General features: G+C 65.4%; 20 protein-coding genes. 7 read left to right on the top strand and 13 right to left on the bottom strand.

The features are described 5' to 3' along the window. Positions 1–125: 125 nt before the first annotated feature. From KHO41_RS34185 to otsB, 4 genes are read right to left on the bottom strand one after another with little or no spacing between them, the layout of a single operon-like run. A complete protein-coding gene (locus KHO41_RS34185; protein ID WP_211957650.1) occupies positions 126–479 on the bottom strand; it encodes a 4a-hydroxytetrahydrobiopterin dehydratase in 354 nt (117 codons plus the stop codon). A gap of 41 nt (positions 480–520) precedes the next feature. Continuing rightward, on the bottom strand, positions 521–1912 hold the full coding sequence (gene otsA / locus KHO41_RS34180) for an alpha,alpha-trehalose-phosphate synthase (UDP-forming) (RefSeq protein WP_211957649.1): 1392 nt from the start codon (positions 1910–1912) through the stop codon (positions 521–523). Between the two features lie 40 nt (positions 1913–1952). Further along, entirely contained in the window at positions 1953–3767 is a 1815-nt protein-coding gene (locus KHO41_RS34175; RefSeq protein WP_211957656.1) for a glycoside hydrolase family 15 protein, read from the bottom strand. Between the two features lie 56 nt (positions 3768–3823). Continuing rightward, positions 3824–4621 (bottom strand): trehalose-phosphatase, encoded by a 798-nt coding sequence (gene otsB / locus KHO41_RS34170; protein ID WP_211957648.1) that lies wholly within the window; start codon positions 4619–4621, stop codon positions 3824–3826. A gap of 270 nt (positions 4622–4891) precedes the next feature. Here otsB and ilvA point away from each other — a divergent pair, with 270 nt between their 5' ends. Next, a complete protein-coding gene (gene ilvA / locus KHO41_RS34165; RefSeq protein WP_211957647.1) occupies positions 4892–6451 on the top strand; it encodes a threonine ammonia-lyase, biosynthetic in 1560 nt (519 codons plus the stop codon). Then, positions 6448–7281 carry an NADPH-dependent 7-cyano-7-deazaguanine reductase QueF gene (gene queF, locus KHO41_RS34160; RefSeq protein ID WP_211957646.1) on the top strand — a complete coding sequence of 278 codons (834 nt, stop codon included), beginning with the start codon at positions 6448–6450 and terminating at the stop codon, positions 7279–7281. The genes ilvA and queF overlap by 4 nt, the downstream gene beginning before the upstream one ends. A gap of 897 nt (positions 7282–8178) precedes the next feature. Here the strand turns inward: queF and KHO41_RS34155 are convergent. Then, positions 8179–9555, bottom strand: a complete 1377-nt coding sequence (locus tag KHO41_RS34155) for a carbohydrate porin (protein ID WP_244874161.1) — start codon at positions 9553–9555, stop codon at positions 8179–8181. A 226-nt stretch (positions 9556–9781) separates the two neighbouring features. Between KHO41_RS34155 and KHO41_RS34150 the strand changes: the two genes are divergently transcribed. The 5 genes from KHO41_RS34150 to KHO41_RS34130 are packed head-to-tail and all read left to right on the top strand — an operon-like array spanning position 9782 to position 15176. Beyond that, positions 9782–10486, top strand: a complete 705-nt coding sequence (locus KHO41_RS34150; RefSeq protein WP_211957645.1) for a TetR/AcrR family transcriptional regulator — start codon at positions 9782–9784, stop codon at positions 10484–10486. Positions 10487–10516: 30 nt separating this feature from the next. Further along, on the top strand, positions 10517–11518 hold the full coding sequence (locus tag KHO41_RS34145) for an HlyD family secretion protein (protein WP_244874160.1): 1002 nt from the start codon (positions 10517–10519) through the stop codon (positions 11516–11518). Beyond that, positions 11515–12516, top strand: a complete 1002-nt coding sequence (locus KHO41_RS34140) for an ABC transporter ATP-binding protein (RefSeq protein ID WP_211957644.1) — start codon at positions 11515–11517, stop codon at positions 12514–12516. Before KHO41_RS34145 ends, KHO41_RS34140 begins: the two co-directional genes overlap by 4 nt. Beyond that, positions 12513–13661: an ABC transporter permease gene (locus KHO41_RS34135; RefSeq protein ID WP_211957643.1), complete on the top strand. Its 1149-nt coding sequence runs from the start codon at positions 12513–12515 to the stop codon at positions 13659–13661. The genes KHO41_RS34140 and KHO41_RS34135 overlap by 4 nt, the downstream gene beginning before the upstream one ends. A gap of 12 nt (positions 13662–13673) precedes the next feature. After that, positions 13674–15176, top strand: a complete 1503-nt coding sequence (locus KHO41_RS34130; RefSeq protein WP_211957642.1) for an efflux transporter outer membrane subunit — start codon at positions 13674–13676, stop codon at positions 15174–15176. 12 nt (positions 15177–15188) lie between these two features. On the opposite strand, the gene KHO41_RS34125 is transcribed toward KHO41_RS34130, so the two are convergent. The 8 genes from KHO41_RS34125 to KHO41_RS34090 form a co-directional block, all read right to left on the bottom strand. Then, the gene (locus KHO41_RS34125; RefSeq protein ID WP_211957641.1) at positions 15189–16400 is read right to left on the bottom strand and encodes a pyridoxal phosphate-dependent aminotransferase; all 1212 of its coding nucleotides are present in this window, start codon (positions 16398–16400) and stop codon (positions 15189–15191) included. Between the two features lie 435 nt (positions 16401–16835). Then, a complete protein-coding gene (locus KHO41_RS34120; RefSeq protein ID WP_211957640.1) occupies positions 16836–20123 on the bottom strand; it encodes a pilus assembly protein in 3288 nt (1095 codons plus the stop codon). Between the two features lie 80 nt (positions 20124–20203). Next, positions 20204–20749, bottom strand: a complete 546-nt coding sequence (locus KHO41_RS34115; RefSeq protein WP_211957639.1) for a pilus assembly PilX N-terminal domain-containing protein — start codon at positions 20747–20749, stop codon at positions 20204–20206. Positions 20750–20752: 3 nt separating this feature from the next. Then, positions 20753–21790, bottom strand: a complete 1038-nt coding sequence (locus tag KHO41_RS34110; protein ID WP_376989911.1) for a PilW family protein — start codon at positions 21788–21790, stop codon at positions 20753–20755. Continuing rightward, entirely contained in the window at positions 21790–22392 is a 603-nt protein-coding gene (pilV, locus tag KHO41_RS34105; RefSeq protein WP_211957637.1) for a type IV pilus modification protein PilV, read from the bottom strand. The genes KHO41_RS34110 and pilV overlap by 1 nt, the downstream gene beginning before the upstream one ends. Beyond that, entirely contained in the window at positions 22389–22865 is a 477-nt protein-coding gene (locus KHO41_RS34100; RefSeq protein WP_211957636.1) for a GspH/FimT family pseudopilin, read from the bottom strand. Before KHO41_RS34100 ends, pilV begins: the two co-directional genes overlap by 4 nt. A gap of 2 nt (positions 22866–22867) precedes the next feature. Beyond that, complete coding sequence (locus KHO41_RS34095) at positions 22868–23392, bottom strand: type IV pilin protein (protein ID WP_280519726.1); 525 nt, start codon at positions 23390–23392, stop codon at positions 22868–22870. A gap of 206 nt (positions 23393–23598) precedes the next feature. Further along, entirely contained in the window at positions 23599–24924 is a 1326-nt protein-coding gene (locus KHO41_RS34090; RefSeq protein ID WP_211957635.1) for an aspartate aminotransferase family protein, read from the bottom strand. Positions 24925–25204: the final 280 nt, after the last annotated feature.

The raw sequence follows: 25204 nt of genomic DNA, 5'->3' as shown, positions 1-25204 counted from the left end.
CCTTTGGGGCAACCAAAACGCGTTTTTGGTTACTTTTGTCGCTCGGACAAAAGTGACTCGCCGGCTACGCCGGCGAAACAGCAGCGCCTGCCAAGAGCGATAACCCAGCCCGAACGACAAGCCCCTCACCCTTGATCCCCGATCCCCTCCGCCACCCTATCCGTCTTAGCCGCCATAACAAAGTCATTCCTATGCAAGCCTTTAATCTTCTTGGTCCGCCAGGACACCGTAGCATGCCCCCATCCAAAACTGATTTCCGGATGATGCCCCTGCTCTTCAGCCAGCCGCCCGACACCATTAACAAACTCCAGCGCCTGCGCAAAGTTGCGGAACGTGAAGCTCCGTTCAAGCCGACCGCCGTCATCAGCAAGCGTCCATCCTGGCGTCTCGACCAATAGCACCTCGGCCTCTGCCCGTTCCAGCGGAGGAATACCCCCACGGCACGGCGTGCATGTCTGCAATTCCAGCTTCTCGCTCATGGCAACACTCCTTCAGCAGCCGCAGGCAAAACCCAAAGCCCTCAGCCGCCGTCTGTTTCCGTCAGCGCCCGCAGAAACTCCTGGCTCCACCAGTGCACATCCTGCGCACGAATGCGCTCCAGCAGCTTCTCATGCCGCGCCTGCCGCTCGGCCAGCGGCATGTGCAATGCCTGCTGGATCGCCTGCGCGGTGGCCTGCGTGTCGTAGGGGTTCACCAGCAGCGCTTCCTTGAGCTGCTCGGCCGCGCCGGCAAAGCGCGACAGCACGAGCACGCCAGGGTCTTCAGGATCCTGCGCAGCGATGAATTCCTTCGCAACGAGATTCATGCCATCGCGCAGCGGCGTCACGAGCGCTACGCGGCTCGCGCGGCACAAGCCCGGCAACCGCTTGCGTGCGGTGGTGCGATGGATATAGCGCACCGGCATCCAGTCCAACTCGCCGAATTCACCATTGATGGCACCGGTCAGCCGCTCCATCTCGCTGCGCAGGTCGGCATAGGCATCGACCGATTCACGCGACGGCGCCGCGATCTGTACCAGTGTCGCGCTCATGCGGTTTTCCGGATACTCGGCCAGCAGCCGGTAGAACGCCTTGAGCCGCTGCGGCAGGCCCTTGGAGTAGTCGAGCCGATCGATGCCGAGCAGCAACCGGCGGCTCGCGTACTGGCCGCACATCATGTCGAAGGTCTCCTGCGCTTCGGCGCCCCGACCGAGTTCCCGAAACTCCTCCACATCGATGCCAATCGGGAAAGCCTCAGCACGCACGGTGCGATGGAACGCGCGGTAGCGGTGTTCGCCCATCGGCTCGGCGAACGCTTCGTTCTGCACGTAGCGCGAGAAATGCTCCAGGTCGGTGTGACTCTGGAAACCGATCAGGTCGTACGCGAACAGCGCGCGCATGAGCCAGTCGTGCTGCGGGATCGCGGCCAGGATCAGCGGCGGCGGCAGCGGGATATGCAGGAAGAAGCCGATGCGCTGTCCGCAACCGATGGCGCGCAGCTCCGCCGCCAGCGGGATCAGGTGGTAGTCGTGGATCCAGATGATGTCATCGGGCTTGAGCAGCGGCGCCAGCTTACGCGCGAACAATTGATTCACGCGACGGTAGCCGTTGAGGTAGTTCGAGTCGAAGTCGGCCAGGTCCAGCCGGTAGTGGAACGCGGGCCACAGGACGCCGTTGCTGTAGCCGAGGTAATAGGCGTCATGGTCTTCGCGGCACATGTCCACGGTGGCCAGCGTGACATTGCCCGCCTGCTGCAAGTGCAGCTCCCCTTCGCCAGGCGTGCCGCCATGGCTCGCTTCCAGCGCCTTGCCGCTCCAGCCGAACCACATTCCGCCAGTCTGGCGCAGCGCTTCGGACAAAGCCACGGCGAGGCCGCCCGCGGCAACGTTGCGCGGATCGGCAACCCGGTTAGATACCGCTACTAGTCTTGGCATAGATGGTTGATCGTGTTTGTCATGCCCCGTCCCGTTCCGCTCAGATCACGCTGTCCCACGGCGCCGACAGGCGTGTGGCGCCGTTGATCAGCCCGACCATCGAATAGGTCTGCGGGAAATTGCCCCACATCTCGCCCGTGATGGGGTGGGTGTCTTCGGACAGCAGGCCCAGCGGGTTGCGCGCGGCGAGCATGGACTCGAAGATCTCGCGCGCTTCATCGCGCCGGCCGATGCGCGCGAGCGCGTCGATGCGCCAGAAGGTGCAGATGTTGAACGCGGTCTCGGGCTTGCCGAAGTCGTCGGGGGCCTCGTAGCGGCGCATGTAGGGGCCGTCGCAAAGCGTGTCTTCGAGCGCCTTGATCGTGGAGATGAAGCGCGGGTCGCGCGGTTCGATGAAGTTCACCTCGGCCATCAGCAGCACGCTCGCATCGAGCTCGCGGCCGCCGAAGCTTTCGGCGAACGCCTGGCGCGACTCGTTCCAGGACTCGGCGAGGATGCGGTCCTTCATGCGTTGTGCATGGCCCTGCCAGTACTCGGCGCGCGACTGCAGCGCGAGCTTCTCGGCGACCTTGGCGAGGCGGTCGCAAGCGGCCCAGCTCATCAGCGCCGACGAGGTATGCACGCGGGCACGCGTGCGCAGTTCCCACATGCCCGCATCGGGGGTGCCGAACACCCTCACAGCCTGCTCGCCCACCTCTTCGAGCCGGCGGAATTCGGCCGGGCCGCCGCGATGCAGCAGCCGGTGGTCATGGAACGCCTGTGCGGCGCCCAGCACGATATTGCCGTAGACGTCGTGCTGGAAGTGCTCCTGCGCCTGGTTGCCGACGCGCACCGGACCCATGCCGCGATAGCCGGGCAGGTGGTCGAAGATGCTTTCGGGCAATTCGCGCTCGAGCCCGATGCCGTACAGCGGCTGGATATGTCCGTCCTGCGATTGCATGACCACATTCGACAGCCAGCGCAGGTAGTCTTCCATGGTGCCGACTTCGGACAGGCTATTGAGCGCGCGCACCACAAAAAACGCATCGCGCAGCCAGCAGTAGCGGTAGTCCCAGTTGCGCCCGCTGCCGGGTGCTTCGGGGATGCTCGTGGTCATGGCGGCGACGATCGCACCGGTTTCCTCGTACAGCGACATCTTGAGCGTGATGGCCGCGCGGATCACCGCGTCCTGCCATTCGGGCGGCACTGCCAGCCGGCGGCTCCACAGCCGCCAGTAGGACGTGGTCTCCTGCTCGAAGTCGCGTGCGGTTTCTTCGACGCCGTGGTTGAGCGTCTCGTCGGGGCCGAGGATGAAATTGTGGTTGCGTGTGACCAGGAACGGGGTATGCGACAGCACGTACGCAAGCGGCGCATCGGTGGTCATGCGCAGCGTCATGTTGTCGCCGATGAAGCGCACATGGCTGCTGCCGCGCGTGAGCTCCGGCACCTTGCGCCCCCAGTCGAAACGCGGCGCGACCACCACGCGCACGCGCGGCGCGCCGCGCACCGGACGGATGCGGCGCACCAGCGTAATCGGTCGGAAATAGCGGCCGAGCCGGAAGAAGCGCGGCGCGAAGTCGGTGATCTCGAGACAATTGCCGTGGATGTCCGTCACGCGCGTGCGCAGCACGGCGGTATTGGGCTCGTACCACTGGCTCGAAGACTGGAAGTCCTCGATCTCGATCGAGAAATGGCCTGCGTTTTCGCTCGGGTCGAGCAGCGCATTGAAGACCGGATCGCCGTCAAAGCGCGGCATGCACGACCACACGATGCGGCCGCGGCTGTCTACCAGCGCCGAGAACGCGCAGTTGCCGATCATGCCGAGTGACAGCGATGGCGTGGCATGAATCGCGCCGCCGTCGACCGTCTTGTGCACGCCTTCCGACGGCTGCCCGCCCAGTTCCGACGGGCTGCTTGGGTTGCTTGTGGTTGTCACAGCGAATCCCCCTCAAGATCTCGTTGTGGATCGGACACCGCCGGCCGCTCGTCCGGGGCCGGTGTGCCATCGAATGCGCGCGCGGAGCGGTGTAGCCAGCAGCGCAGTGCGGCCGGCCCGGTGACGCTGACCGTAGCCATGGTCTCGCGCTGGCCTACCAGCACGCCAACGCCGCCGAGCTTGCGCACGACCGCGAAGCCTGCTTCATCCGTCACATCGTCGCCGGCAAAGACCGGGCCGCGCCCGGCAAACGGCGGCATGTTCATGAACGCTGCGATCGCATCGCCCTTGTTGATGCCGGCGGGCTTGATCTCCACCACCATCTTGCCGGGCATGCCCTCCAGCCCGATCGCATGGCGCAGCACGTCGGTGACTGCCGCGCGCACCAGGCCTTCGAGTTCAGGCGCTTCGCGATAGTGGATGGCAACCGCCACGGACTTGCGCTCGAGGCGCAGGCCCGGATGCCGGCGCACCAGTGCTTCAAGGGGCGGAATCAACGGCTCGAGGCCAGGGGCCGGCTTCATCTCGATCTGCGCGCCGGCAGTGCGGAGTTCCGCACCGTGCACGCCGGCGGCCGGCAGCAACAGTGGCTGCAGGAAATGGTCGAGTTCAATGATCGGCCGGCCGGACACGATGGCGAGCGCGCCATCCAGGCGGTCGTACAGCCTGTGCAGCGTCCCGACCAGTTCGGGCTCCACCTGCACAAGCTCGGGCCGCGGGGCGAGATCGGCCAGCGTACCGTCGAAGTCGAGAAACAGCGCGGTATTGGGTTCGATAAGCGGTAACGGGGGCATCGCGTAAAACCGTACATGTGATTCCGGCGAGCGCCTACCGGGCGCTGTCCTACACGGCACAGGTGGTCACATTGGTGTGATCCCCCGTGCGCGGCAGTGCTCGCGGCGCCACCCCGGCCGGGGCACCGGTCGTCGTTCCAGACCTTGTGCGGCGTTCCGATCCTTTATCATTGGCGGTTTCCGCCAAAATTTCCGGCCTTTTTTGCGCCCTTTTGCCCTTCCCCGCGCCGTTCTGCGTCGCGCCGCCAGGGCCCATCGCCAACCGCAGACATGAACCGCAAGCCCGCCTCCTCCAAACCCGACTATCTCCGGAAGATCCTGACCGCCAAGGTCTATGACGTGGCGCAGGAGACCGAGCTGACCTTCGCGCACAACCTGTCGGCGCGCACCGGCAACTCGGTGTGGTTCAAGCGCGAGGACACGCAGCCGGTGTTCTCGTTCAAGCTGCGCGGCGCGTACAACAAGATGGCGTCGCTGACGCAGGACGAACTCAGGCGCGGCGTGATTGCGGCCTCGGCCGGCAACCACGCGCAGGGCGTGGCGCTGTCGGCGGCGCGCCTGCAGTGCCGCGCGATCATCGCCATGCCGGTGACCACGCCGCAGGTAAAGATCGACGCGGTGCGCGAGCGCGGCGGCAAGTGGGTGGAGATCGTGCTGCACGGCGATTCATACAGCGACGCCTACAACCACGCGGCGATCCTTGAGAAGAAGCACAAGCTGACCTTCATCCATCCGTTCGACGATCCGGAAGTCATTGCCGGCCAGGGCACCATCGCGATGGAAATCCTGCGCCAGCATCCGGGCCCGATCCATGCGATCTTCGTCGCGATCGGCGGCGGTGGCCTGATCTCCGGCATCGCGTCCTACATCAAGGCCGTGCGCCCCGAGATCAAGGTGATCGGCGTGCAAACGGTGGACTCCGATGCGATGAAGCGCTCGGTCGAAGCGGGCAAGCGCATCGAACTCAAGGACGTGGGCCTGTTCTCCGACGGCACCGCGGTCAAGCTGGTCGGCAAGGAAACGTTCCGCATCACGCGCGAGCTCGTCGACGAGATCGTGCTGGTGGACACCGACGCGATCTGCGCGGGGGTGAAGGATGTGTTCCAGGACACGCGCAGCATCCTGGAACCGGCCGGCGCGCTGGCCGTCGCCGGCCTCAAGCTGTACGCCGAGCGGGAGAAGCTCAAGGGCGAGCACCTCGTCGCGATCGCCTGCGGCGCCAATATGAACTTCGACCGCCTGCGCTTCGTCGCCGAACGCGCCGAAGTGGGCGAGGCGCGCGAAGGCGTGTTTGCCGTCACCATCCCCGAAGAGCGCGGCAGCTTCAAGCGCTTCTGCGAACTGGTAGGCACGCGCAGCGTCACCGAGTTCAACTACCGCATCGCCGACAAGAACATTGCGCACATCTTCGTCGGTGTGCAAATTGCGAGCCGCGCCGAAAACGACAAGATCGCCGCGGGCTTCCGCCGCCACGGCTTCGACACGCTGGACCTGTCCAACGACGAACTCGCCAAGCAGCACATCCGCTACATGGTGGGCGGCGTCTCGCCGCTCGCGCATGACGAACTGCTCTATCGATTCGAGTTCCCCGAGCGCCCGGGCGCGCTGATGAAGTTCCTGTCGAGCATGAGCCCGAACTGGAACATCAGCCTGTTCCACTACCGCAACCAAGGTGGCGACACGTCCAACATCCTGGTCGGCATCCAGGTGCCGAAGAACGAAAAGCGCGCGTTCCGCGCCTTCCTTTCGACGCTGGGTTACGTACACTGGGACGAGACGGAGAACCCGGTCTACAAGCTGTTCCTCTCCGACCGTGGGAATCAAGCATGAGCCTTCCTGAACACTCGCCGCTGGGCAAGCCCTCGGCCTACAAGACGGAATACGACGCGACGCTGCTGTTCCCGATCGCGCGCCAGCCCAAGCGCACGGAAATCGGCCTGCCCGCAGGCAAGCCGGTGCCGTTCTTCGGCGTGGATATCTGGAATGCGTATGAAGTGTCGTGGCTGAACATGCGCGGCAAGCCGCAGGTCGCGCTGGCCACGTTCATCATCCCGTCCGATACGCCGAACATCATCGAATCGAAGTCGTTCAAGCTGTATCTGAACTCGTTCAACCAGACCAAGATCGCCTCGCCTGAAGCGCTGCAGCAACTGCTGCACCATGATCTGTCGGAAGCGACCGGCGGCACCGTGCAGGTGCGGTTGGTGACGGAAGCCGATCTGGGCAAGCAGAAGATGGGGGAGCTCGATGGCTTGCTGCTCGATCGGCTGGACATCGAAGTCGATCGCTACGAGCCGGCGCCTGAATTGCTGAAGGCTGACCAGCAGGAATCACCGGTGGAGGAAACGCTGGTGTCGCATCTGCTGAAGTCCAATTGCCTGGTGACCGGGCAGCCTGACTGGGGCAGTGTGCAGATTCGGTATGTCGGGGCGCCGATCAATCAGGAAGGGCTGCTCAAATATCTGATCTCTTTCCGCAACCACAACGAGTTTCATGAGCAGTGTGTGGAGCGGATCTTTATGGACGTGATGAGGGAGTGTAAGCCGGTGAAGCTTGCTGTTTATGCTCGCTACACGCGGCGTGGGGGATTGGATATTAATCCGTTCCGGACTAATTTTAATACGGCTTGGCCGGATAATCTTCGCAATGCTAGGCAGTAAGGGTGGGGGTTTTGTGGTTGGGATTGGGGTGTCGTTCTTGGCAGGCGCCGCTGTTTCGCCGGCGTAGCCGGCGGGTTTTGGTTGAGACCGGGTTATCGTTCTTGGCAGGCGCCGCTGTTTCGCCGGCGTAGCCGGCGACCTACTCTTTTGTCCGAGCGACAAAAGAGTAGGCAGAAAAGCGCGTCGTTGCCGCTGGCCATCAATTCCACGGTGGCAGTGGTTCAAACGGCTTTGGACGCCTGCGATGGTGGTCAGTGGTTCGACCCTGCTACGCCATGTGAGTCAGAACCTGTGCCTGACGCGGCACGACTTTTGGACGATCCCCAAGACGGACTCGGGTACAGCGTTTCAATCAGGTCAGTGGTGGGACGCCTTCGGCTGCGCTGCGCGCGCATCCTAGTCGGGGCGCAAGCTCACCAACGTCGCTGACGCCCGAGGTCTGTATTTCTTCTCCCTCTCTCCACTTGGCGCATGCAATGCGCGGGCCTCGTTACCGAGGCGTGGTTTGCCCTGGGCCTGTGTGCTCAGACTTGAGCTCTGCGCGTAGCGCAGCCGAAGGCGATCACACGATATCGCTCGCAGCAGGGGCCACGAACGCTTGCAGGGCTCGTTCAATCATCGCCGTATTCCCACTCACGGTGGTGCCCCACGCGGCAGGCAGCGTAACTGACTCTGAAGCCCATACCCGTACAACACCCCCAGCACACTACGATAAAAATTCGCCCCTTTGGGGCAACCAAAACGCGTTTTTGGTTACTTTTGTCGCTCGGACAAAAGTGACTCGCCGGCTACGCCGGCGAAACAGCTGCGCCTGCCAAGAGCGATAACCCGCCCCCAACGAGAAGCCCCGTAGGCTACGCCAGCGAAACAGCCGCGCATGCCAAGCACCCACACCTCTCAAAACTCCGCATGAAACCGAATCCCATAAAACTTCGCCGGCCCGCGGTCAGCGTTATAACCAGGATTACGCACATACTGAAAATCCGGACTGATGCTCAGGTACTTGAACGGCTGGAAGCTGTAATAGATCTCGAACACCTGCTCCGGCGCATAGTTGAGCGCTCCATCTCCCAGGAATGCCCCCAGCCCGCCCGCGGCGAGATAGGACCGATGATTCGGCCCAAGCATGTTCACGGCAAACGCCACGCCCACCCCATCGCGCGCACGGCCCCATGAATTGCCGCTCAATACGCCCCCGAACGAAACCTGCCTCCCGATCTCGGTGAAGGCATAGGTCTCGGTCTTGTCGTCCGACATGCTGGCCCGGAAGAACACCCCCAGCGAATCATTGACCTGCTGCAACAGCGTCAGCCCCATGCCGACCTTGGCGTGTTCCTGCCGCACGTCCGCGACATCGGGCGTGACGTTGTTGGCCTGCCCGAACTGGATCGCGTCGTTGAACGCGCCCATGCGCGCCTTGTTGCGGAAGAACAGCAGGCGAGCCGTGCCGGGCCGTCCGTACACGTTGTAGCGTTTTTCGAGTTCGAGCACGTCGCCATAGTGTTCGAACATCCGCGTGTCGAGTTCGAGCCCGTTGGACTCCAGCGGCTGCAGGAAGCGACCGATGCGCGCGGACCAGTCGTCGCCGATGTATTCGAGCGCCACGCCCCACGTGTAACCGCGCGAATCCGCCGCGTAGTCCCAGGCGCCGTGGGTCAGGAACGACCAGTTCATGAACTGCGTGCGCGGGTCGGATCCGTAGTCGTTCACGTCGAAGACGTCGAGCACGCCGAAGTTGCCGGCCGTCAGCACCACGCGGCGCTTGTCCACCGTGCGGGCGAACTGGTTGAAATCGTCGTCGAGCTTTTCCGTTTCACCACCAAGGCCCCAGGGCTGGCGGACGAACGCACGTGCACGATAGAAGATGGGGTTCGTGCTCGCGCCCTTGGCTAGTTCGCCATTGCTCAGGCCAGCCATGCCGTGCAGCAGCGAGAACGGGACGCCCTGGGCAACTTCAGGGTTGAAGTGGAACTCCGCGCCATCCCACAGCCGCAAGCCGAGATCCAGCGTACTCGTGAAGGAGTAGCTCTTGGCGCGGTCCGTGCCGAGGCTGTTGGGCCCCGAATAGGCAGCGTTGAACGCGGGCTTGCGCTGCCAGACATAAGTGGCCTGACCGTGGAAACCGAACGGGCTTTCGGCTTCCGCCACGTCCGTCCCGACCGCAGGCGCCGCGTCCTGCGCCAACGCCGGCGCGCATGCTCCCAGCGACAGCATCGCAGCGAAACAGCGGGCAAGGATCTGGCGCGGCATCGGGGCCGGGAATCGGAAGCGCATGAGTGGGAAAGTCGGCTAGGCCGGCCGGAACGCCGGGCCGTGGGCGGTCGAAGCATAGCCAAGGCGATATGACATGTCTACCGCTGATTGTTGCGACGCAACAATCAGCGGTAGCGCAATGATGTGCAGCCAATTCAACGTTGTAACAGTCCTTTGAATTAATTAACTCGAAAATTAATATCAACTGACAGCCGCCTTCTGCGGCCCGAGATCCTGATTCGCTCCCATGCCATCTGACCGCCCCGCTTCTCGCAAGACCGCCAAGCCGCGCGCCGAACGTCGGGGCCCCGGGCGCCCTTCTGCTGGCAATCCCGGCCAGCGCGACCAATTGCTCGATGCCGCCACCGAACTGTTCGCGCGCCATGGCGTGGCGGCGACATCGATCCGTGCGATTGCCGAGCACGCCGGCGTGACGCCGGCGCTGGTGCACTACTACTTCCGCGACCGCGATCAATTGCTCGACGCCATCGTTGAAGAACGCCTGCAGCAACTGGTCGACGCGATCTTCGCGCCGTCCGCCACGCCTGAAGACCCGGTGGCGATGCTGGTAGGCATGGCCAGCCGCCTGATCCGCGTGGCCGCCGCGACGCCATGGTTTCCGGGCCTCTGGATCCGCGAGGTCGCGGGCGTCGATGGCCTGCTGCGCGAACGCGTGCTGAACCGCTTTGCGTTGCAGCGGGCCGGCGCGCTGAGCGCGCCGCTGGCCGCCGCGATTGCCGGCGGCAAGCTCAACCCCGGCCTGGAGCCGACGCTGGTGATGCCGTCGCTGGTGGGGCTGACGCTGCTGCCACTGGCCACCACACATATCTGGCAACGGCTGCCCGGTGCCGAGCATATCGATACCGAGGCGCTGGTCCGCCACGTCAGCACGCTGTTGACGCAAGGCCTGGCCCCCACCGCCCCTGCGCCGCGCGACGGCGCCCCCGACTGACCCAGCCTTCACGTCTTGCCCGGAATCACCATGCACGCTCGAAACTTTCTGCCCGATACCCATCCCTTCGCAGCTGCGCAACGCACCCGGCTTGTGCTGGCCCTGCTGCTTCCGCTGGCCACGCTGTCCGGCTGCGGCCAAAACACGTCCGCGGCATGGCAGGGCTACGTGGAGGGCGAATTCGTCAGCGTGGCGTCGCCGTTCGCAGGACGGCTGGACAGCCTGTCAGTGCAGCGCGGGCAGCAGGTGGGCAAGGGCACGGCGCTGTTCGTGCTCGAGTCCGACGACGAGCGCGCGGCGCGCCAGCAGGCGGCCGAGCAAGTCCGCGTCGCGGAAGCACAGCTGGCCGACATGAAGACCGGCAAGCGCCCGGTCGAAGTCGATGTCAGCCGCGCGCAACTGTCGCAGGCACAGGCCGCCGCGCAACGCAGCGCCGCGCAGTTCCGGCGCGACCGGCAACAGTACGACATCGGCGGCATCTCGCAGGCGCAGCTCGACGAGTCGCGCGCCACGGCCGACAGCGACGCGGCCCGCGTGCGCGAACTGCAGCGCGATATCGACGTGGCACGCCTACCCGGCCGCGACGCCCAGCAGGCAGCGCAGGCCGCGCAGATAGAAGCCGCGCGCGCCGCGCTGGCGCAGGCGGAATGGAAGCTCTCGCGCAAGGCGGTCGCGGCCACGCAGGCCGGGCTGGTGTACGACACGCCCTACCGCCTCGGCGAATGGGTGCCGGCCGGCAGCCCCGTCGTGCGCATGCTGCCGCCCGGCAACGTCAAGGTGCGCTTCTACGTTTCAGAAACCGTGGTCGGGTCGCTGCGCAACGGACAGTCGGTGCAAGTGCATTGCGACGGCTGCCCGGCGCCGGTGGCGGCCAAGATCACCTATGTCTCGAACGAAGCCGAATACACGCCGCCGGTGATCTACAGCAACGAGACGCGCCGCAAGCTCGTGTTCCTGATCGAGGCGCGCCCGACCGAAGCCGATGCGCCCAAGCTGCGCCCCGGCCAGCCCGTGGAAGTGAGCCAGTCATGAGCGGCACGCCTGAGCACAGCACACCTCCACACAAGAGCGGAGACCTTGCCATCGACGTGCGCGGCCTCAACAAGCGCTATGGCGACAAGCACGTGGTCAACGACCTGACCATGCAGGTGGCGCGCGGCGAAATCTTCGGCTTCCTGGGCCCGAACGGCAGCGGCAAGACCACGTCGATCCGCATGATGTGCGGCCTGCTGACGCCCGATTCCGGAGCAGGCACCTGCCTGGGCTTCGACATCCTGCGCGAGTCTGACGAGATCAAGCGCCGCGTCGGCTACATGACGCAGAAGTTCTCATACTGGGATGACCTGTCGATCCGCGAGAACCTGGACTTTGTCGCCCGCGTCTACGGCATGCCGAACCGGCGCGAAGCGGTCGACCGCGCGCTCGAAGACCTGGGGCTGGCCACGCGCTCGTCGCAGCTTGCCGGCTCGCTGTCGGGCGGCTGGAAGCAGCGGCTGGCGCTCGCGGCCTGCCTGCTGCACGAACCCCAGTTGCTGCTGCTCGACGAACCGACTGCCGGCGTCGACCCCAAGGCACGGCGCGACTTCTGGGAGCAGCTTCACCTGCTGGCCGCGCGCGGCATTTCGGTGCTGGTCAGCACGCACTATATGGACGAAGCCGAGCGCTGCCACAAGCTCGCGTATATCGCCTACGGCAAGCTGCTCGCACAGGGCACCGCCGATGAGGTGGTGGAAAGCCAGCACCTGACCACGTGGAGCGTGGAAGGCGACGACCTCACCACGCTGTCGGAGCAATTGCACGGTGCGCCCGGCGTCGAGCAGACCGTCGTGTTCGGCACCGCGCTGCACGTGACCGGGCGCGATGCCACGCTGCTCGGCGAGACACTGCGGCGACTGGCCGGCCCCGACCGGCGCGTGGAGCCAACCCAGACCAGCCTCGAAGACGTCTTCATCCACATGATGAGCCGCGCGGAGGACAACATGAGCGCGGGCGCCGGTGCCGACCGCAAGCCGCGGAAGGAGAAGCCATGAAACGCAACGGACGATTCACCTTCTCCTTCGACCGGTGGTGGGGCATCGTGCTCAAGGAGTTCCTGCAGCTGCGGCGCGACCGTGTCACGTTCGGCATGATCGTGGGCCTGCCGATCATGCAGTTGCTGTTGTTCGGCTTTGCCATCAATACCGATCCGCGCCACCTGCCGACCGCCGTGATCGCCGCGGACCAGAGCGAGTTCACGCGCTCGTTCCTGGCCAGCATGGAGAACTCGACCTACTTCAAGTTGGTCGGCACGCTGCCGAACGAAGATGCCGGGCGCGAGGCGCTGATGAAAGGCACCGTGCAGTTCGTGGTCAGCATCCCGCCCGATTTCACGCGCAAGCTGTTGCGCGGCGAACGGCCCGCGCTGCTGGTGGAAGCGGACGCGACAGATCCATCCGCGACGGGTGCCGCCATTGCCGCGCTCGCGCAGTTGCCGTTCACCGTGGCGCGCGTCGACATGAAGGGATCGCTCGCCCCGCTGGCCGGCGGCAAGGCGCCGTTCGACGTGCAGGTGCAGCGCCTTTACAACCCTGAGGGCATCACGCAGTACAACATCATTCCGGGACTGATGGGCGTGATCCTGACCATGACCATGGTCATGATGACGGGCCTGGCCATGACGCGGGAACGCGAGCGCGGCACCATGGAGAACCTGCTCGCCACGCCGGTGAAGCCGATCGAGGTCATGACCGGCAAGATCATCCCGTACATCTTCATCGGCCTGATCCAGTCCACCATCGTACTGATCGCCGCGCGCTGGGTATTCCAGGTGCCGTTCTTCGGCTCTGTCGTGATCTTGTACATGGCGGCGCTGCTGTTCATCGCGGCCAACCTGACCGTCGGCATCACGCTGTCATCGCTGGCGCAGAACCAGCTGCAGGCCATGCAGCTGACCTTCTTCTACTTCCTGCCCAATATCCTGCTGTCCGGTTTCATGTTCCCGTTCGCGGGCATGCCGGGCTGGGCGCAGGCCATTGGCAACATCCTGCCGATGACGTACTTCCACCGCATCATCCGGGGCATCCTGCTCAAGGGCAATGGGTGGACAGAGCTGTGGCCCAATGTGTGGCCGATGGCGCTGTTCATCGTGGTGGTGATGGCGGTCGCGGTGCGCTTCTACCGCCGCACGCTGGACTGAAGGAGCCAGGCCATGCATTCCCGTCTTCCATTACTAGCCTGCCTGCTGCTTTCCGCGTGCGCGGTCGGCCCCGATTTCCGCGCGCCGGCATCACCCGATGATCCCGGTTACGTCGCCGGCCCGCAGCCGCAATCCACGGTCGCGGCCGAGATGCCCGGCAATCTGCCGCACGGCCAGGCGCAAACCTTCGCCAGCGGTGCCGATGTACCCGCGCAATGGTGGGCGCTGTTCCGCAGCCCCGCGCTCGACGCGACCATCCGCGCTGCGCTCGATGGCAGCCCCACGCTCGCGCAGGCGCAGGCGAAGCTGCGCGAGGCGCAGGAAAACCTGGCCGCGCGCACCGGCGCGACACGCTGGCCGACCGTGGATGCAAATCTCAACACGACGCGCCAGCAGGTCAACTTCCAGTCGCTCGGTATCACCGCCATTCCGAGTCCCGGCCCGTTCACGCTGTATGGCGCGACCGTGCAGGTCTCGTACGTGCTCGATCTCTTCGGCGGACAGCGGCGCGAACTGGAAGGCCTGCAGGCCGCAGTCGACTACCAGCGCTACGAATTCGAGGCCGCACGCCTCGCACTCGCTGCCAATGTCGCCACGGCGGCGATCCGTGAAGCGGGACTGCGCGCGCAACTGGCCGATACCGTCGCCATTGCCGAGGCCCAGCAACGCGAACTCGGCATTGCCGAGGAACGGCTACGCACCGGCGGCATCGCGCGCGTCGACGTGCAGCGCCAGCGCTCCGAACTGGCGCAAACGCAGGCGCTGATTCCGGGACTCGCACAGCAAATCGAGACCACGCGCCACCAGCTCGCGGTCTATACGGGACAGCCGCCGGCGGCGGCGCAATTGCAGGAGTTCAGACTCGAAGACCTGCAATTGCCGGAGACCCTGCCGGTCAGCCTGCCGTCCACGCTTGCCCGCCGCCGTCCGGACATCCGCGCGGCCGAAGCGATGCTGCATCAGGCGTCGGCCAACATCGGCGTGGCCACGGCCAACCTCTATCCGCAGATCACGCTCAGCGCGAGCGGCGGCTGGCAATCCAATACCGCGCGAAACCTGTTCGACAGCTTCAATGTCTGGAGCCTCGCTGCCGGTCTCGTGCAGCCCGTCTTCCATGGCGGCGAGCTGCTCGCGCGCAAGCGCGCGGCGGAGGCGGCCTATGAGCAGTCGCTGGCGGCCTACCGCCAGGCCGTGCTGCAGGGCCTGCAGAACGTGGCCGACACGCTGCGCGCGCTGGAGGCCGACGCCGCGACGCTGCGCGCACGCGCCGACAATGCACGGCAGGCCCGTGCGACGCTGGATATCGTCTCGCAGCAGTACCGGCTCGGCGGTGTCAGCCAGCTCACGCTGCTCGATGCGGAGCGCCAGTCGCGGCAGGCATCGCTGGACCTGGCACAGGCAACCGCGAACCGGCTCGCCGATTCGGCGGCGCTGCTGCAGGCGCTCGGCGGCGGATGGTGGGAGGAGGAGGCGCAGGCCAGCGCAGGGAGTCCCGCTACGCCGGCCGTGCAGTGACAGCCTGCAGGCTCAGCGCCCGATGAATCCGCGCAGGCGCCGCACGCCTTCATCGAGACGCGCCGTGTCGCACGCATAGCACCAGCGCACGAAGCCCTCCCCTTCGTCGCCGAATGCGCTGCCCGGCGCCAGCCCCAGGCCCGCTTCACGCACGAGCTGCTTGCACAGGGCCAGGCTGTCCGTGGCGCCGGACAGGCGGAAGAACACATACATCGCGCCATCCGGCGCATGCGCATCCACGCCGGGCAAGGCGGACAGCGCGCCCACGAGGTGGTCGCGCGCCGTGCGCAGCCGCTGCACGAGGTCGCGCGTGAACGCTTCACCCTCGCGCACTGCCGCCACGCCGGCCTCCTGCACGAACGAAGGCGCGCACGAGGTGTTGTATTCGATCAGCTTGCCGAGATCGTCGGTCATCGACGAAGGCAGCACCATCCACCCGAGCCGCCAGCCCGTCATCAGCCACGCCTTGGAAAACGAGTTGACGCAGATGACGCGCTCCTCGCGCGACGCGATGTCCAGGAACGACGGCGCGGTGTGGCTGTCGCCACCGCCGGCTTCATCGCCGTAGTAGAGCCGCTCATACACTTCATCGGCGATGATCCAGATGCCATGCCGGCGGCAGTGATCCAGCACGGTCCGCTGCGCGGCGCGCGACATTACCCAACCGGTGGGGTTGTTCGGCGAATTGACCATCAGCGCACGCGTGCCTGGCGTCAGCGCCGCAAGCAGCTTGTCGACGTCGAGCGTCCAGCCGTGCGGGCCATAGTCGAGCGAGACCGTTTCGACCGAGGCGCCGAGGATCTTCGGGATTTCCACCAGGTTCGGCCACAGTGGCGTGACCGCCACCACGCGATCGCCGGGCCCGGCGATCAGTTGGGCGGCCAGCATCAGGCCGTTGACGCCGGCACTCGTGACCGCGACGTTCTCAATGCGCGTGGCGCCATGCAGCGCGCCGACATAGTCGGCCAGCGCACTGCGCAGCGGCGCGATGCCGAGGTTGTGCGTGTAGAACGTTGCGCCACCGGCCAGCGCTCGCGCCGCGGCGTCGCGGACGAAGTCCGGCGTGACCTGGTCCGATTCGCCGAACCAGAACGGCAGCACGTCGGGCAGGCCGATGCCGGCGTTGGCGACTTCGCGGATGCGCGACGCGCGCAGGTGGCGGACGGTGTCCCGGGCGAGAGGAATCTGCGGATCAGGCGTGTGGCGGCTTGGGCTGTCTGGCATGAGCGTTCCTGCGGTAGGGAGCGAGATGCCAAGCGTAGCGCAAAGCGCCCGGGGATGTTGCTATCTTGCCGGGCCGTAAAGCCCGGGCGATCGCGTGCCGTCGTCCTGGCCCGGGCCCGAGGGCCTGAGCTTGAGGCCAAAGCTGCTGCTTTGCCCGCGGTCGTCGTGACTGGGGCGCAAGGAGTACAGGTCCGAGCGAGCCGGTCGCGCCGCCTGAGCGGCAGATGCCGCCGCGGGCGCGCTCGCGGGCTGGCCGCCGGCGGCACGGGCCGGGGGCATCAGAGCCAGCAACACCAGGAACGGAACGACGGATCTTTGCAACACGGGAAGCGCCTGCCGGATAGCGATAACAAAGGGCGACGACGAAAGCGACGACGAAGCCGTTATTGTGGCAGGCGGCCGAAGCCGCCGCCAGCCGTGCGTTCGGTCAGGACCTCACTTGTCGATCTGCGAGTACCAGTAAAGGCGCTTTCGCTTGCCAACACCAAGCGGCACGACCTTCTGGCCCCCCAGCGGCGATGTATTGTTGCCGCCGCCCGGCCCGGTCTGGTTGCCGCCGCCGATCAGCACGCCGACGTTGCCGGTCACACCGGAGGCATTCGTGACCGACACGATGCCAAACACCGGAGACGGCGGCAGGCCGCCACCGTCAAACGTGATGAAGCGATTGGTATTCTGCCCAAGCCCGGTCAGGAACGAAACGGAGTAGCCGCGGGCCACGCCAAGGTCCGGGTAGCAGGCGCCCGGCGTCGGCACGGAAGGCGTATTGGTGCCGAAGTAGGTGTAGCCCGAGACCGTCAGCGGTGCGTTGACGATCTTCTCGCCCTTGGCGAGCGTGATGTAGAAGCCCTTGCGGCTGGTCGAGTCCACGTACTGGGTAGCCGTCGCATCGAACAGGTTCGCGTCGGTCAGCGGCGTCCAGGTCGATGGCAGCCCGCCCGACAGGGTTGTGTCCTTGATCACATAGAACCGGTTGACCACGTTGTAGGCCGTGCCCGCCGTCGTCGATGCAGAGTAAAGCGGATGTTCGCGGTCGCCCGTGCCCATCGCGATGGCGTCGTAGGTGCCGGTGGAAACCACATCTGGCGCATACAGGAACTTGCGCGCGTCGTTGGTGTTCGCCGCGCCGCCAAGCGCCGCGAGCTTGCCCATGGTCCACGCCGACGGGGCGGTGCCTGCGCTGGTCTCGAAATCGACACGCCAGACATTGCCGCCGACGTCGCCCACATAGGCCTTGTCGATATAGCCATCGCCGTTGCGGTCGACCGCCGCCACATCGGACGGGATCGCCCGTGACAGCCCTGTCGGGCTCGCGCAGATTGTGCTGACCAGGCCGGTGCAATCCGCCAGCCACGCGCGCACCACGCCGCCTGTCAGCGCGTCCAGCACGATCACGCCGCGCCCGCTGGTGTTCGTGCCCGGGGCCGGGTCGCTGTCCTCGGCAGTGTCGTAGCCTGCGCCCATGACGAGCACCGGGTTGGTGCTCCCCTTCACCAGCACTACACGCGGCTGCGACCACGTCTGGCCCAGTTCGGGAATCTGCGTATTCGTCGTCGACCAGAGGTACTTCGGATTGACCGGGTCGGTCACATCCATGGCATAGAGCAATGCGCCGCCGCGACGGGCGGTGATGTACAGGATCACGCGCGGATTCTTGGGGTCGCGCAGATCCTGGTAAAGCGTGGTGGTGCCATCAAAGAAGTAGTCGCGCGCCGTGCCATAAGTGGATCCGGGCAGCTTGATAGTCGGCGTATTGCTGTAGATGCGGCCCAGCTTGCCGTAGAACTCGGGCGGCACGAAGCCCCACAGCTCGCCGCCCGGCCGCACGCCGCCGATGCCGCTCGACTGGTTGCCGTTGATCGCGTGGAAGACGCCGTCGTTCGCGCCGTAGAAGACCACGATGCCGGTCGTTCCTCCATAGTTCACGACGACCGGGCGTGAATGCAGCACATCGCCATGAATGGAGGGGCGCACGGTCACCGCACCGCCCGGCCCGGCTTCGGCCTCCGCGCCCACCGCGCTGGTCGAGGTGCCGGAACCGGAACCGCTGGAACCCTTGCCATTCCCGTTGCCGGACGATCCGGACGCCGCCGCAAGCGCGGCATAGACGTCCGCACCGCGCACCCAGTTGACCATGTTGCTGACATCCGCGGCCGTGGTCTTGAGCGCGGCCTGACCGGCAGTGCCCACCAGCCACGTATTGCCGGTGTCGAATGATGCCAACGCCGTGTTCGCCGCGCACGCGCCACTGGCGCAGGTCAGCAGCCGGCGGCTGGTCTGGGCGGTCAGGTACTGCGCGCGCAGCATCTCGCCCGCACCACCCTTTTCGACGACTTCCCCATCGGCGAGATCGAGCGCTCCGGAAGAACCGGACGGGCTGTTGGCCCAGAAGCCGGTCGACGGCCAACTTGTCACACTACCCGTGCCATAGCCGCTGCTGCTGAAACTGAGTGGCGGCTCAGCGCTCCAGTAGCTCTTCGCGTTCGGCGAGATGAAGCCTGTGCCCGCATTGCTGATGGCGCTTTGCTGGCTCGGGCCCGTGGCCGTCGAATCCAGCATCACGATCTGGTTGTTGCTGTCATAGCCAAGCTTGTACTGCTTGAGGTTGCCGATCCAGCGCGGTGCCGCGGTGGCGTCCGGACGGAACATGCCGATGTAGACCTGGTTCAGGTAGGTACCCTGGCTGTTCACGCTGACCGGCAGGCTGACCGATGCAAACACGTTGTTGACCGCCTGCATTTCGCTGAAGATCTCCAGCAGCGCGTTGGTCATGGCAGTGATGTCACCCATCTTGACGACATAGGACTTGCCGCCGCCGTTGGTCGCCATGCTCTGGGTGAAGGCAACGTAGTCGGGATTGCTGCCATCGGTCACGGCAATCGTGTACGTGATGACATTCTGGTTGTTCACCAGGCTGCCATTCACGTCGGTCTGGTACATGAACCGCGCCCATTCGTCACCCCAGTTGCTCTGGTACTGGGTGTAGGAGCCCGGAATGGTGATCTGCTTCTGTTGCGCCGCACTCGCGCCCGCGTCAGCGAGGTCGGAAGCCCCCAGTTGACCACCATCCTGAGGCTTGCCATTGTTCATCGCGTTGGCGATGTAAATGATGAAGTTCCGCTGGCAGGGGTTGGTAATGGGTGACTGGCCTGCGTAACTGGTGCCGGAAATGCCCTTCTTGCCGGCAAAGAATGCCCATGCTTCCTGCATGGCACCACCAACCTGAGAGCCGTTGCCTTTGTCGTTATTACGATCGATGGTCTTGAGGTAGGCCATGAAGTTCGCCGTGCCGGTCGCATCCATCAACGGCAGGGCCGGCGCTGGAGGCGGGCTTGGCGGTGTTGCAGCCTGGAACTTGAATTGGCCGCCGTAATTACCCTTGGTGCCGAACATCATCAAACCCATGTTCATGTTGCCGGCCATGGCGGGGTTTTGCGCCAGCGTCGCCACCGCTGCGTGCAACGCACACTGTTCCGCGCCCACGTTGCTCGTGCTGTTTCCCGAGGAAACATAGCCCGGCGACGTGCAATTGACGGTAACGTTCGCGTCCCAGGCTGCGGCATTGTCCAGCAGGATCAGCACATTCGGCTTGGCGTTCGCATTGTTCTGCAAGCCGGTGAACAGGTCGATGTCCTCGGCCCATGCGCTGCCCGCGCCGGCGAGGGCCAGCAGCGTGAGCGCGCACGCGGCATGGCGACGAAGGCTGCGGCCCGGATTTGGCATGCGGCTTCCTGAAGGATGAGTTGTGGGACTGGCGATTGCCGTCGAGCAATGCCGTCGGGCAAGTCGATGCATCGCGTTTGTCACGGACATACGGCAGGCGCCGGGACCCGCACGCCGATGCCCTGGTGCACCGTCACGGCGGCATTGGTCACGGCCGCGTCGGTCACGGTCGAGGCAACGTCCCACTGCGTGGATTCGCACAGTGAACTGCCGGCACCGCTGGTCGACCCCGTGAGGATGCCGGTGTTCTGGCTGCCGCTGCCGACGAAGCACGAGACATCGTTGGCATCGTTGAGGTCCAGCTGCGTGTTCTTGATCGGCAGGGCCGACGTGCATGCCGGCGCCGCGACCTGGGCCGTGTAGTCCGCCTTGCCATCCGCGTTCAGGTCCACCGGCAGCGCCACCGCGGCGGACGCCGGCGCCGAAGTGAAGTCCTGGCTGATCACCTTTTCGACGGCCTGCTGGGCGGCATCGCGTGCTTCCACCGTGTGCTGCTGGTTGGCGGCCACCTTGACGTTGACCAGCCCCGAATTGACGATCGTCAGCGCCATCAGCATGAACATGGCCAGGAAGATCAGCGTGACGATCAGCGTCACCCCCGACTGGCCGTGGCGAGTTCGTTCCACTTGTTACTCCCGAGTGCCGGCCACATTGACCAGCCGCGCAACCGTCGAATAGACGTGGCGCTTGTAGCCGTCATTGAAGGGACCGCTGGCCGTGGCGCGGCCCAGGTCATACGTGCGGTTGTCAACCTGGCCCATGGACCGCTGCAGCGTTCGCGCCAGCACGCTCACGCGCATCGTCGTGACGTTCGACCAGTTGGTCAGCGGCACGCTCCAGTCGTAGCCCGGGACACTGGTGCAGGCCGCCGCATTGTTGGCGCCCGGATCGTCCACATAGCAGTCCGCGGAGCCATTGTTGTCGAGGTCCACGCCGTAGACCACGTGCATGTCCTGGATGCCCTGCGCCAGCGACTGGCTCTGGAAGGCACTGTTCACGAGCTCCGCCATCTTGAGCGTCGGAATGCCGTCGCCGCCATTGCTGCACAGGTCGCACGCCGACAGGTAGAAGATGCGCACGACTGCTTGCCGCAGGGGCGCGAGTACGGTCGGATCGCACGCCTTGGTCCGCATGTTGAACGCCGGGGCGCTCGCGTCGAAGACAAAGGACACGCCATCGTCGGGGCAGGACGACACCTGCAGGTACGGCACGCCCGCGGCAGGCGCGGCCGAGGGCACCGTGGCAACGCGGCGCATCACGACGATCTCCGATCCGGCAGCGACATCCGTCAGGCAAGGCACGACCGTTCCCGGCGCGAACCCTGTCACAGCCAGCGGCAACGTGACGGATGGCGATGTGGAAAAGCCGAGCGACGCCGGCGACGTCGCGCATGGCACCGGTTGGGGATTCGTGGGCGTGGCGCCCTTCGCAATGCCGCCCGCGCCAAAGAAGCCGGCAAGCTCGGCGTCGCGCCGGATCAGTTCCAGTGCATAGCGTCCGTTTTCGATCTGCTCGCTCGACTTGGTCAGCTCGGACCGGGACATGGTGTTGGCGTAGTAGAGGCTCGCCAGCGCGGTCAGCAGCAACAGCCCCAGCGTGATGCCGATCATCAGCTCGACCAGCGAGACGCCACGCTGGCGGCGCAGGATGCTACTTTGCCCTGCCATCATGACAGCACCCCGATCCGGACTTGCGTGCTGATGGCGCGCCGGTAGGCGTCATTGCCGTACTGGTTCTGCCCGCAAGGCAGTGACGGCGCGACCGTCTGGGTGAGTCCCTGCCAAGTCACCGTGACCCGATAGATCTGGTTGATGACGTCGACGTTCTCGATGCAGCCGCGCGCGCCGATCATGGCACCCACCGCCTGCGCGCCACTCGCGTCCTGCCGGACTTCCCCACTGCCGAGCAGCGCGGCATTCCAGGCCTGAAGATCGGCCGTCGCCATCGCCTGCTGTGCCGCGGAGCCCTGCGTGCATGCCGCAGGCGCTGCTGCGCCGGTGCCCAGGCTCATTCCCGTGGCGCCGTTCGAATAGCAGTTGGCAATCTGCCGGTTCGCATTGAGCCGTGTGGTCATGTCCTGCAGCAGCGCAATGGCCTGCACCCGCTGGTAGGACTCCATTTCAGACTGGCTGGAACGCGCGATCAGCCCGGCCGTGCCCATCAGGGCCACCAGCAGGATGACGACCGCCACCAGCACCTCGATCAGCAGAAAGCCCTTCTGGGCGACGACCGTGCGACCCGCGCACGCCCTTGACTGATGACGCCTCATGAGCAGACTCCGGTCGAGGATGCGACGCGGCCGGTCGGACTGATCTGGACACACACGGTCGAGGCATTGGTCGCGCCGCTCGAAGGCGCGACCTGGAAGGTCAGCGTGCCGCCGGCGAGGCGGCCGTCGTTGCCGACGCTCAGTGCATTGCCGCCGCTCGCGGCAATGGCCAGCCCCTGGTAAGGCCCGAAGCTGCGGACCGTTTCAGCGCCTACCGAGACGGACCAGCCCCCTGTCCACGCGGCGCCGGTAGTGGACATGCTGACGTTTGCATTGCGCTTGACCGCCTCGCTGCGTGCCAGCAGCAGCGATGAGCTGATGTCCAGCGCCGCGCCGCGGACGCGCTGCATGGCGATCATGGACGAGAACGAAGGCGCTGCCGCGAACGTGATGATCGCCAGGATCGTCACGACAGCAATCATCTCGACAAGCGTGAATCCGCCGCGAGATACGGGAGACGAGCCGCCAGTCATGTTCAGTTCCAGCAGTTGGAACCGCTGCCCGACGCTGACTTGACGCCGGCACTGGTCAGGGTCAGCGTGCCGCAGGACGTATCGCCGCTGAGCTGCGAGCCGATTGGCGTTGCGACAATGTTGTAGGCGGGGGGCGGACCCGCAACGATGGCGGTGGTGACGGTGTAGTTCGTCGCGACGCTCGACGGCACGGTGGTGTAGCCGAGCGCAGCCATGCTGGACGCGTAGGCGCGGTTGTCGAGCAGGTATCGCTCTTGCGCGCCGGAGACCTCGAGCATGAAGGCCTCGGCGGCTGCCCGGTTCGAGCGCAACACGTACCGCGTATAGGACGGAATGGCGATGGCCGCCAGGATGCCGATGATGGCCACGGTGATCATCACCTCGATCAGCGTGAATCCGCGCGCAGGCTTGGCGCCGCACGAGCGCGCGCACCGGCATGGCATGCCGGCAGACCCCATTTCCCCAATGACCCGAAACGGCAGCTTGACCCTGCTGTCGTGTCGCACTGCAGGGCTTCTATGTCCCATGCTCGCGCTCCGAAGCTTAGTTATGTACCGGACAACCTATTTCCGGCGACTATGGCGCGAAGTGTAAGACACGACTTTGTATGGGTCAAAGAAATTGCTATGCGGAATCTGCGGCGTTGCGGCTACAAGACAGGGCCCCGCATGTATCCCGATGATGACAACCATGACAAACAAAAGTACGCCGCACCGGAGTGCGGCCAGGGCAATCAGGCGGGCAACACCGCGGCGACCGCAGTCGTGAAGCGCTCCACGATATTGTCGATGTCCTGCGCCGTGCAGATGAACGGCGGTGCGAACAGCACGTGATCGCCATGCACGCCGTCCATGGTGCCGCCCATCGGGTAGACCAGCAGGCCGTGCTGCATGGCGGTGCTCTTCAGCCTGGCGTGAGTTTTCAGCTTCGGGTCCAGCGTCGCCTTGCTGTCGCGGTCGGCGACGAACTCGACGCCGACAAACAGGCCGCGGCCGCGGATATCGCCAAGGTTCGGATGGTTGCCCAGCGCTTCGCGCAAACGCGCGCGCAACTGCTCGCCGCGCTCTCGCACATTGGCCAGCAGGTTGTCTTCGGCGATCGTGCGCTGGACGGCCAGCGCGGCAGCGCATGCCGTGGCGTGGCCGATATAGGTGTGGCCATGCTGGAAAAAGCCGCTGCCCGCGACGATGGTGTCGTAGATCCGGCGCGTGGAGATCATCGCGCCGATCGGCTGGTAGCCGCCGCCAAGGCCCTTGGCAATGGTGACGATATCGGGCACCACGCCATCTTCTTCGCAGGCATAGAGGTAGCCGGTGCGGCCCATGCCGGACATGACCTCGTCCAGGATCAGCAGCACGCCGTACTTGTCGCAGACGGCGCGAATGCGCTTCAGGTAGTCGCCCACCGGCGGCACGGCGCCGGCAGTGGCGCCGACCACGGTCTCCGCGACGAATGCCGCCACGTTCTCGGCGCCGAGTTCCAGGATCTTGGCCTCGAGCTCGTCAGCAAGCCGTTGCGCGTATTGCGCGTCGGTCTCGCCGGCCGCCTGGTCGCGGTAGGCATAGCACGGCGACACATGGTGTGCCGGCACCAGCAGCGGCAGGAACGGTTCGCGTCGCCACGCGTTGCCGCCGATGGCCAGCGCGCCGAGCGTGTTGCCGTGGTAGCTCTGCCGGCGCGCGATGAAATGGCGGCGGCTGCCCTGTCCCAACTCGACGAAATACTGGCGCGCGAGCTTGAGCGCGGCCTCGACCGCCTCGGACCCGCCCGAGACGAAATAGACATGTTCGAGATCGCCGGGCGCGGCCTGCGCCAGCGTTTGCGCGAGCGTTTCGGAGACCTCGGTGGTGAAGAACGAGGTATGCGCATACGCGATGGTGTCGAGCTGCGCCTTGATCGCCGCGATCACGCGCGGATGGCCATGTCCCAGCGACGACACCGCCGCGCCGCCCGAAGCGTCGAGGTAGCGGCGGCCCTCGCTGTCGACAAGCTCGACGCCGCTGCCGGCGACCGCGACGGGCAAGGTTTGGCGCGGATTGCGATGAAAGACATGGGTCATGGCGATCGGTCCTGCGAAATGGAGAGTCAAGAATTCGAAGCGTCGAAGCGGAGCCGGGCGGCGTGCAATGGACTTACAGGTTCTGGTCCCGGCAGTCGATATACAGCGAGCGCCGCAGCACGGTTAGGCAAGTATAAGGAGAAGGCAACCCGATTTGCAACATATGTTTCATTTATTACCACGCAGGAATCGAATGCTTCATTTTCCCGCTGCCCGCCGCAGCACGTGGCAGGCAACACGGCCCGGTAATGCCGGGGCGCTGCAGCTGTGCAACAATCGT

The sequence above is a fragment of the Cupriavidus numazuensis genome, from assembly GCF_905397435.1.
Taxonomy (GTDB): Bacteria; Pseudomonadota; Gammaproteobacteria; order Burkholderiales; family Burkholderiaceae; genus Cupriavidus; species Cupriavidus numazuensis.
This window is presented reverse-complemented; position numbering and strand designations above follow the sequence as displayed.

Bases quoted from the DNA above. Each gene is read 5' to 3' on its own strand.
- KHO41_RS34185 (WP_211957650.1), bottom strand. From the start codon at position 479: ATGAGCGAGAAGCTGGAATTGCAGACATGCACGCCGTGCCGTGGGGGT.
- otsA (WP_211957649.1), bottom strand. From the start codon at position 1,912: ATGCCAAGACTAGTAGCGGTATCTAACCGGGTTGCCGATCCGCGCAAC.
- otsB (WP_211957648.1), bottom strand. From the start codon at position 4,621: ATGCCCCCGTTACCGCTTATCGAACCCAATACCGCGCTGTTTCTCGAC.
- ilvA (WP_211957647.1), top strand. From the start codon at position 4,892: ATGAACCGCAAGCCCGCCTCCTCCAAACCCGACTATCTCCGGAAGATC.
- queF (WP_211957646.1), top strand. From the start codon at position 6,448: ATGAGCCTTCCTGAACACTCGCCGCTGGGCAAGCCCTCGGCCTACAAG.
- KHO41_RS34155 (WP_244874161.1), bottom strand. From the start codon at position 9,555: ATGCGCTTCCGATTCCCGGCCCCGATGCCGCGCCAGATCCTTGCCCGC.
- KHO41_RS34150 (WP_211957645.1), top strand. From the start codon at position 9,782: ATGCCATCTGACCGCCCCGCTTCTCGCAAGACCGCCAAGCCGCGCGCC.
- KHO41_RS34145 (WP_244874160.1), top strand. From the start codon at position 10,517: ATGCACGCTCGAAACTTTCTGCCCGATACCCATCCCTTCGCAGCTGCG.
- KHO41_RS34140 (WP_211957644.1), top strand. From the start codon at position 11,515: ATGAGCGGCACGCCTGAGCACAGCACACCTCCACACAAGAGCGGAGAC.
- KHO41_RS34135 (WP_211957643.1), top strand. From the start codon at position 12,513: ATGAAACGCAACGGACGATTCACCTTCTCCTTCGACCGGTGGTGGGGC.
- KHO41_RS34130 (WP_211957642.1), top strand. From the start codon at position 13,674: ATGCATTCCCGTCTTCCATTACTAGCCTGCCTGCTGCTTTCCGCGTGC.
- KHO41_RS34125 (WP_211957641.1), bottom strand. From the start codon at position 16,400: ATGCCAGACAGCCCAAGCCGCCACACGCCTGATCCGCAGATTCCTCTC.
- KHO41_RS34120 (WP_211957640.1), bottom strand. From the start codon at position 20,123: ATGCCAAATCCGGGCCGCAGCCTTCGTCGCCATGCCGCGTGCGCGCTC.
- KHO41_RS34110 (WP_376989911.1), bottom strand. From the start codon at position 21,790: ATGGCAGGGCAAAGTAGCATCCTGCGCCGCCAGCGTGGCGTCTCGCTG.
- pilV (WP_211957637.1), bottom strand. From the start codon at position 22,392: ATGAGGCGTCATCAGTCAAGGGCGTGCGCGGGTCGCACGGTCGTCGCC.
- KHO41_RS34100 (WP_211957636.1), bottom strand. From the start codon at position 22,865: ATGACTGGCGGCTCGTCTCCCGTATCTCGCGGCGGATTCACGCTTGTC.
- KHO41_RS34095 (WP_280519726.1), bottom strand. From the start codon at position 23,392: ATGGGACATAGAAGCCCTGCAGTGCGACACGACAGCAGGGTCAAGCTG.
- KHO41_RS34090 (WP_211957635.1), bottom strand. From the start codon at position 24,924: ATGACCCATGTCTTTCATCGCAATCCGCGCCAAACCTTGCCCGTCGCG.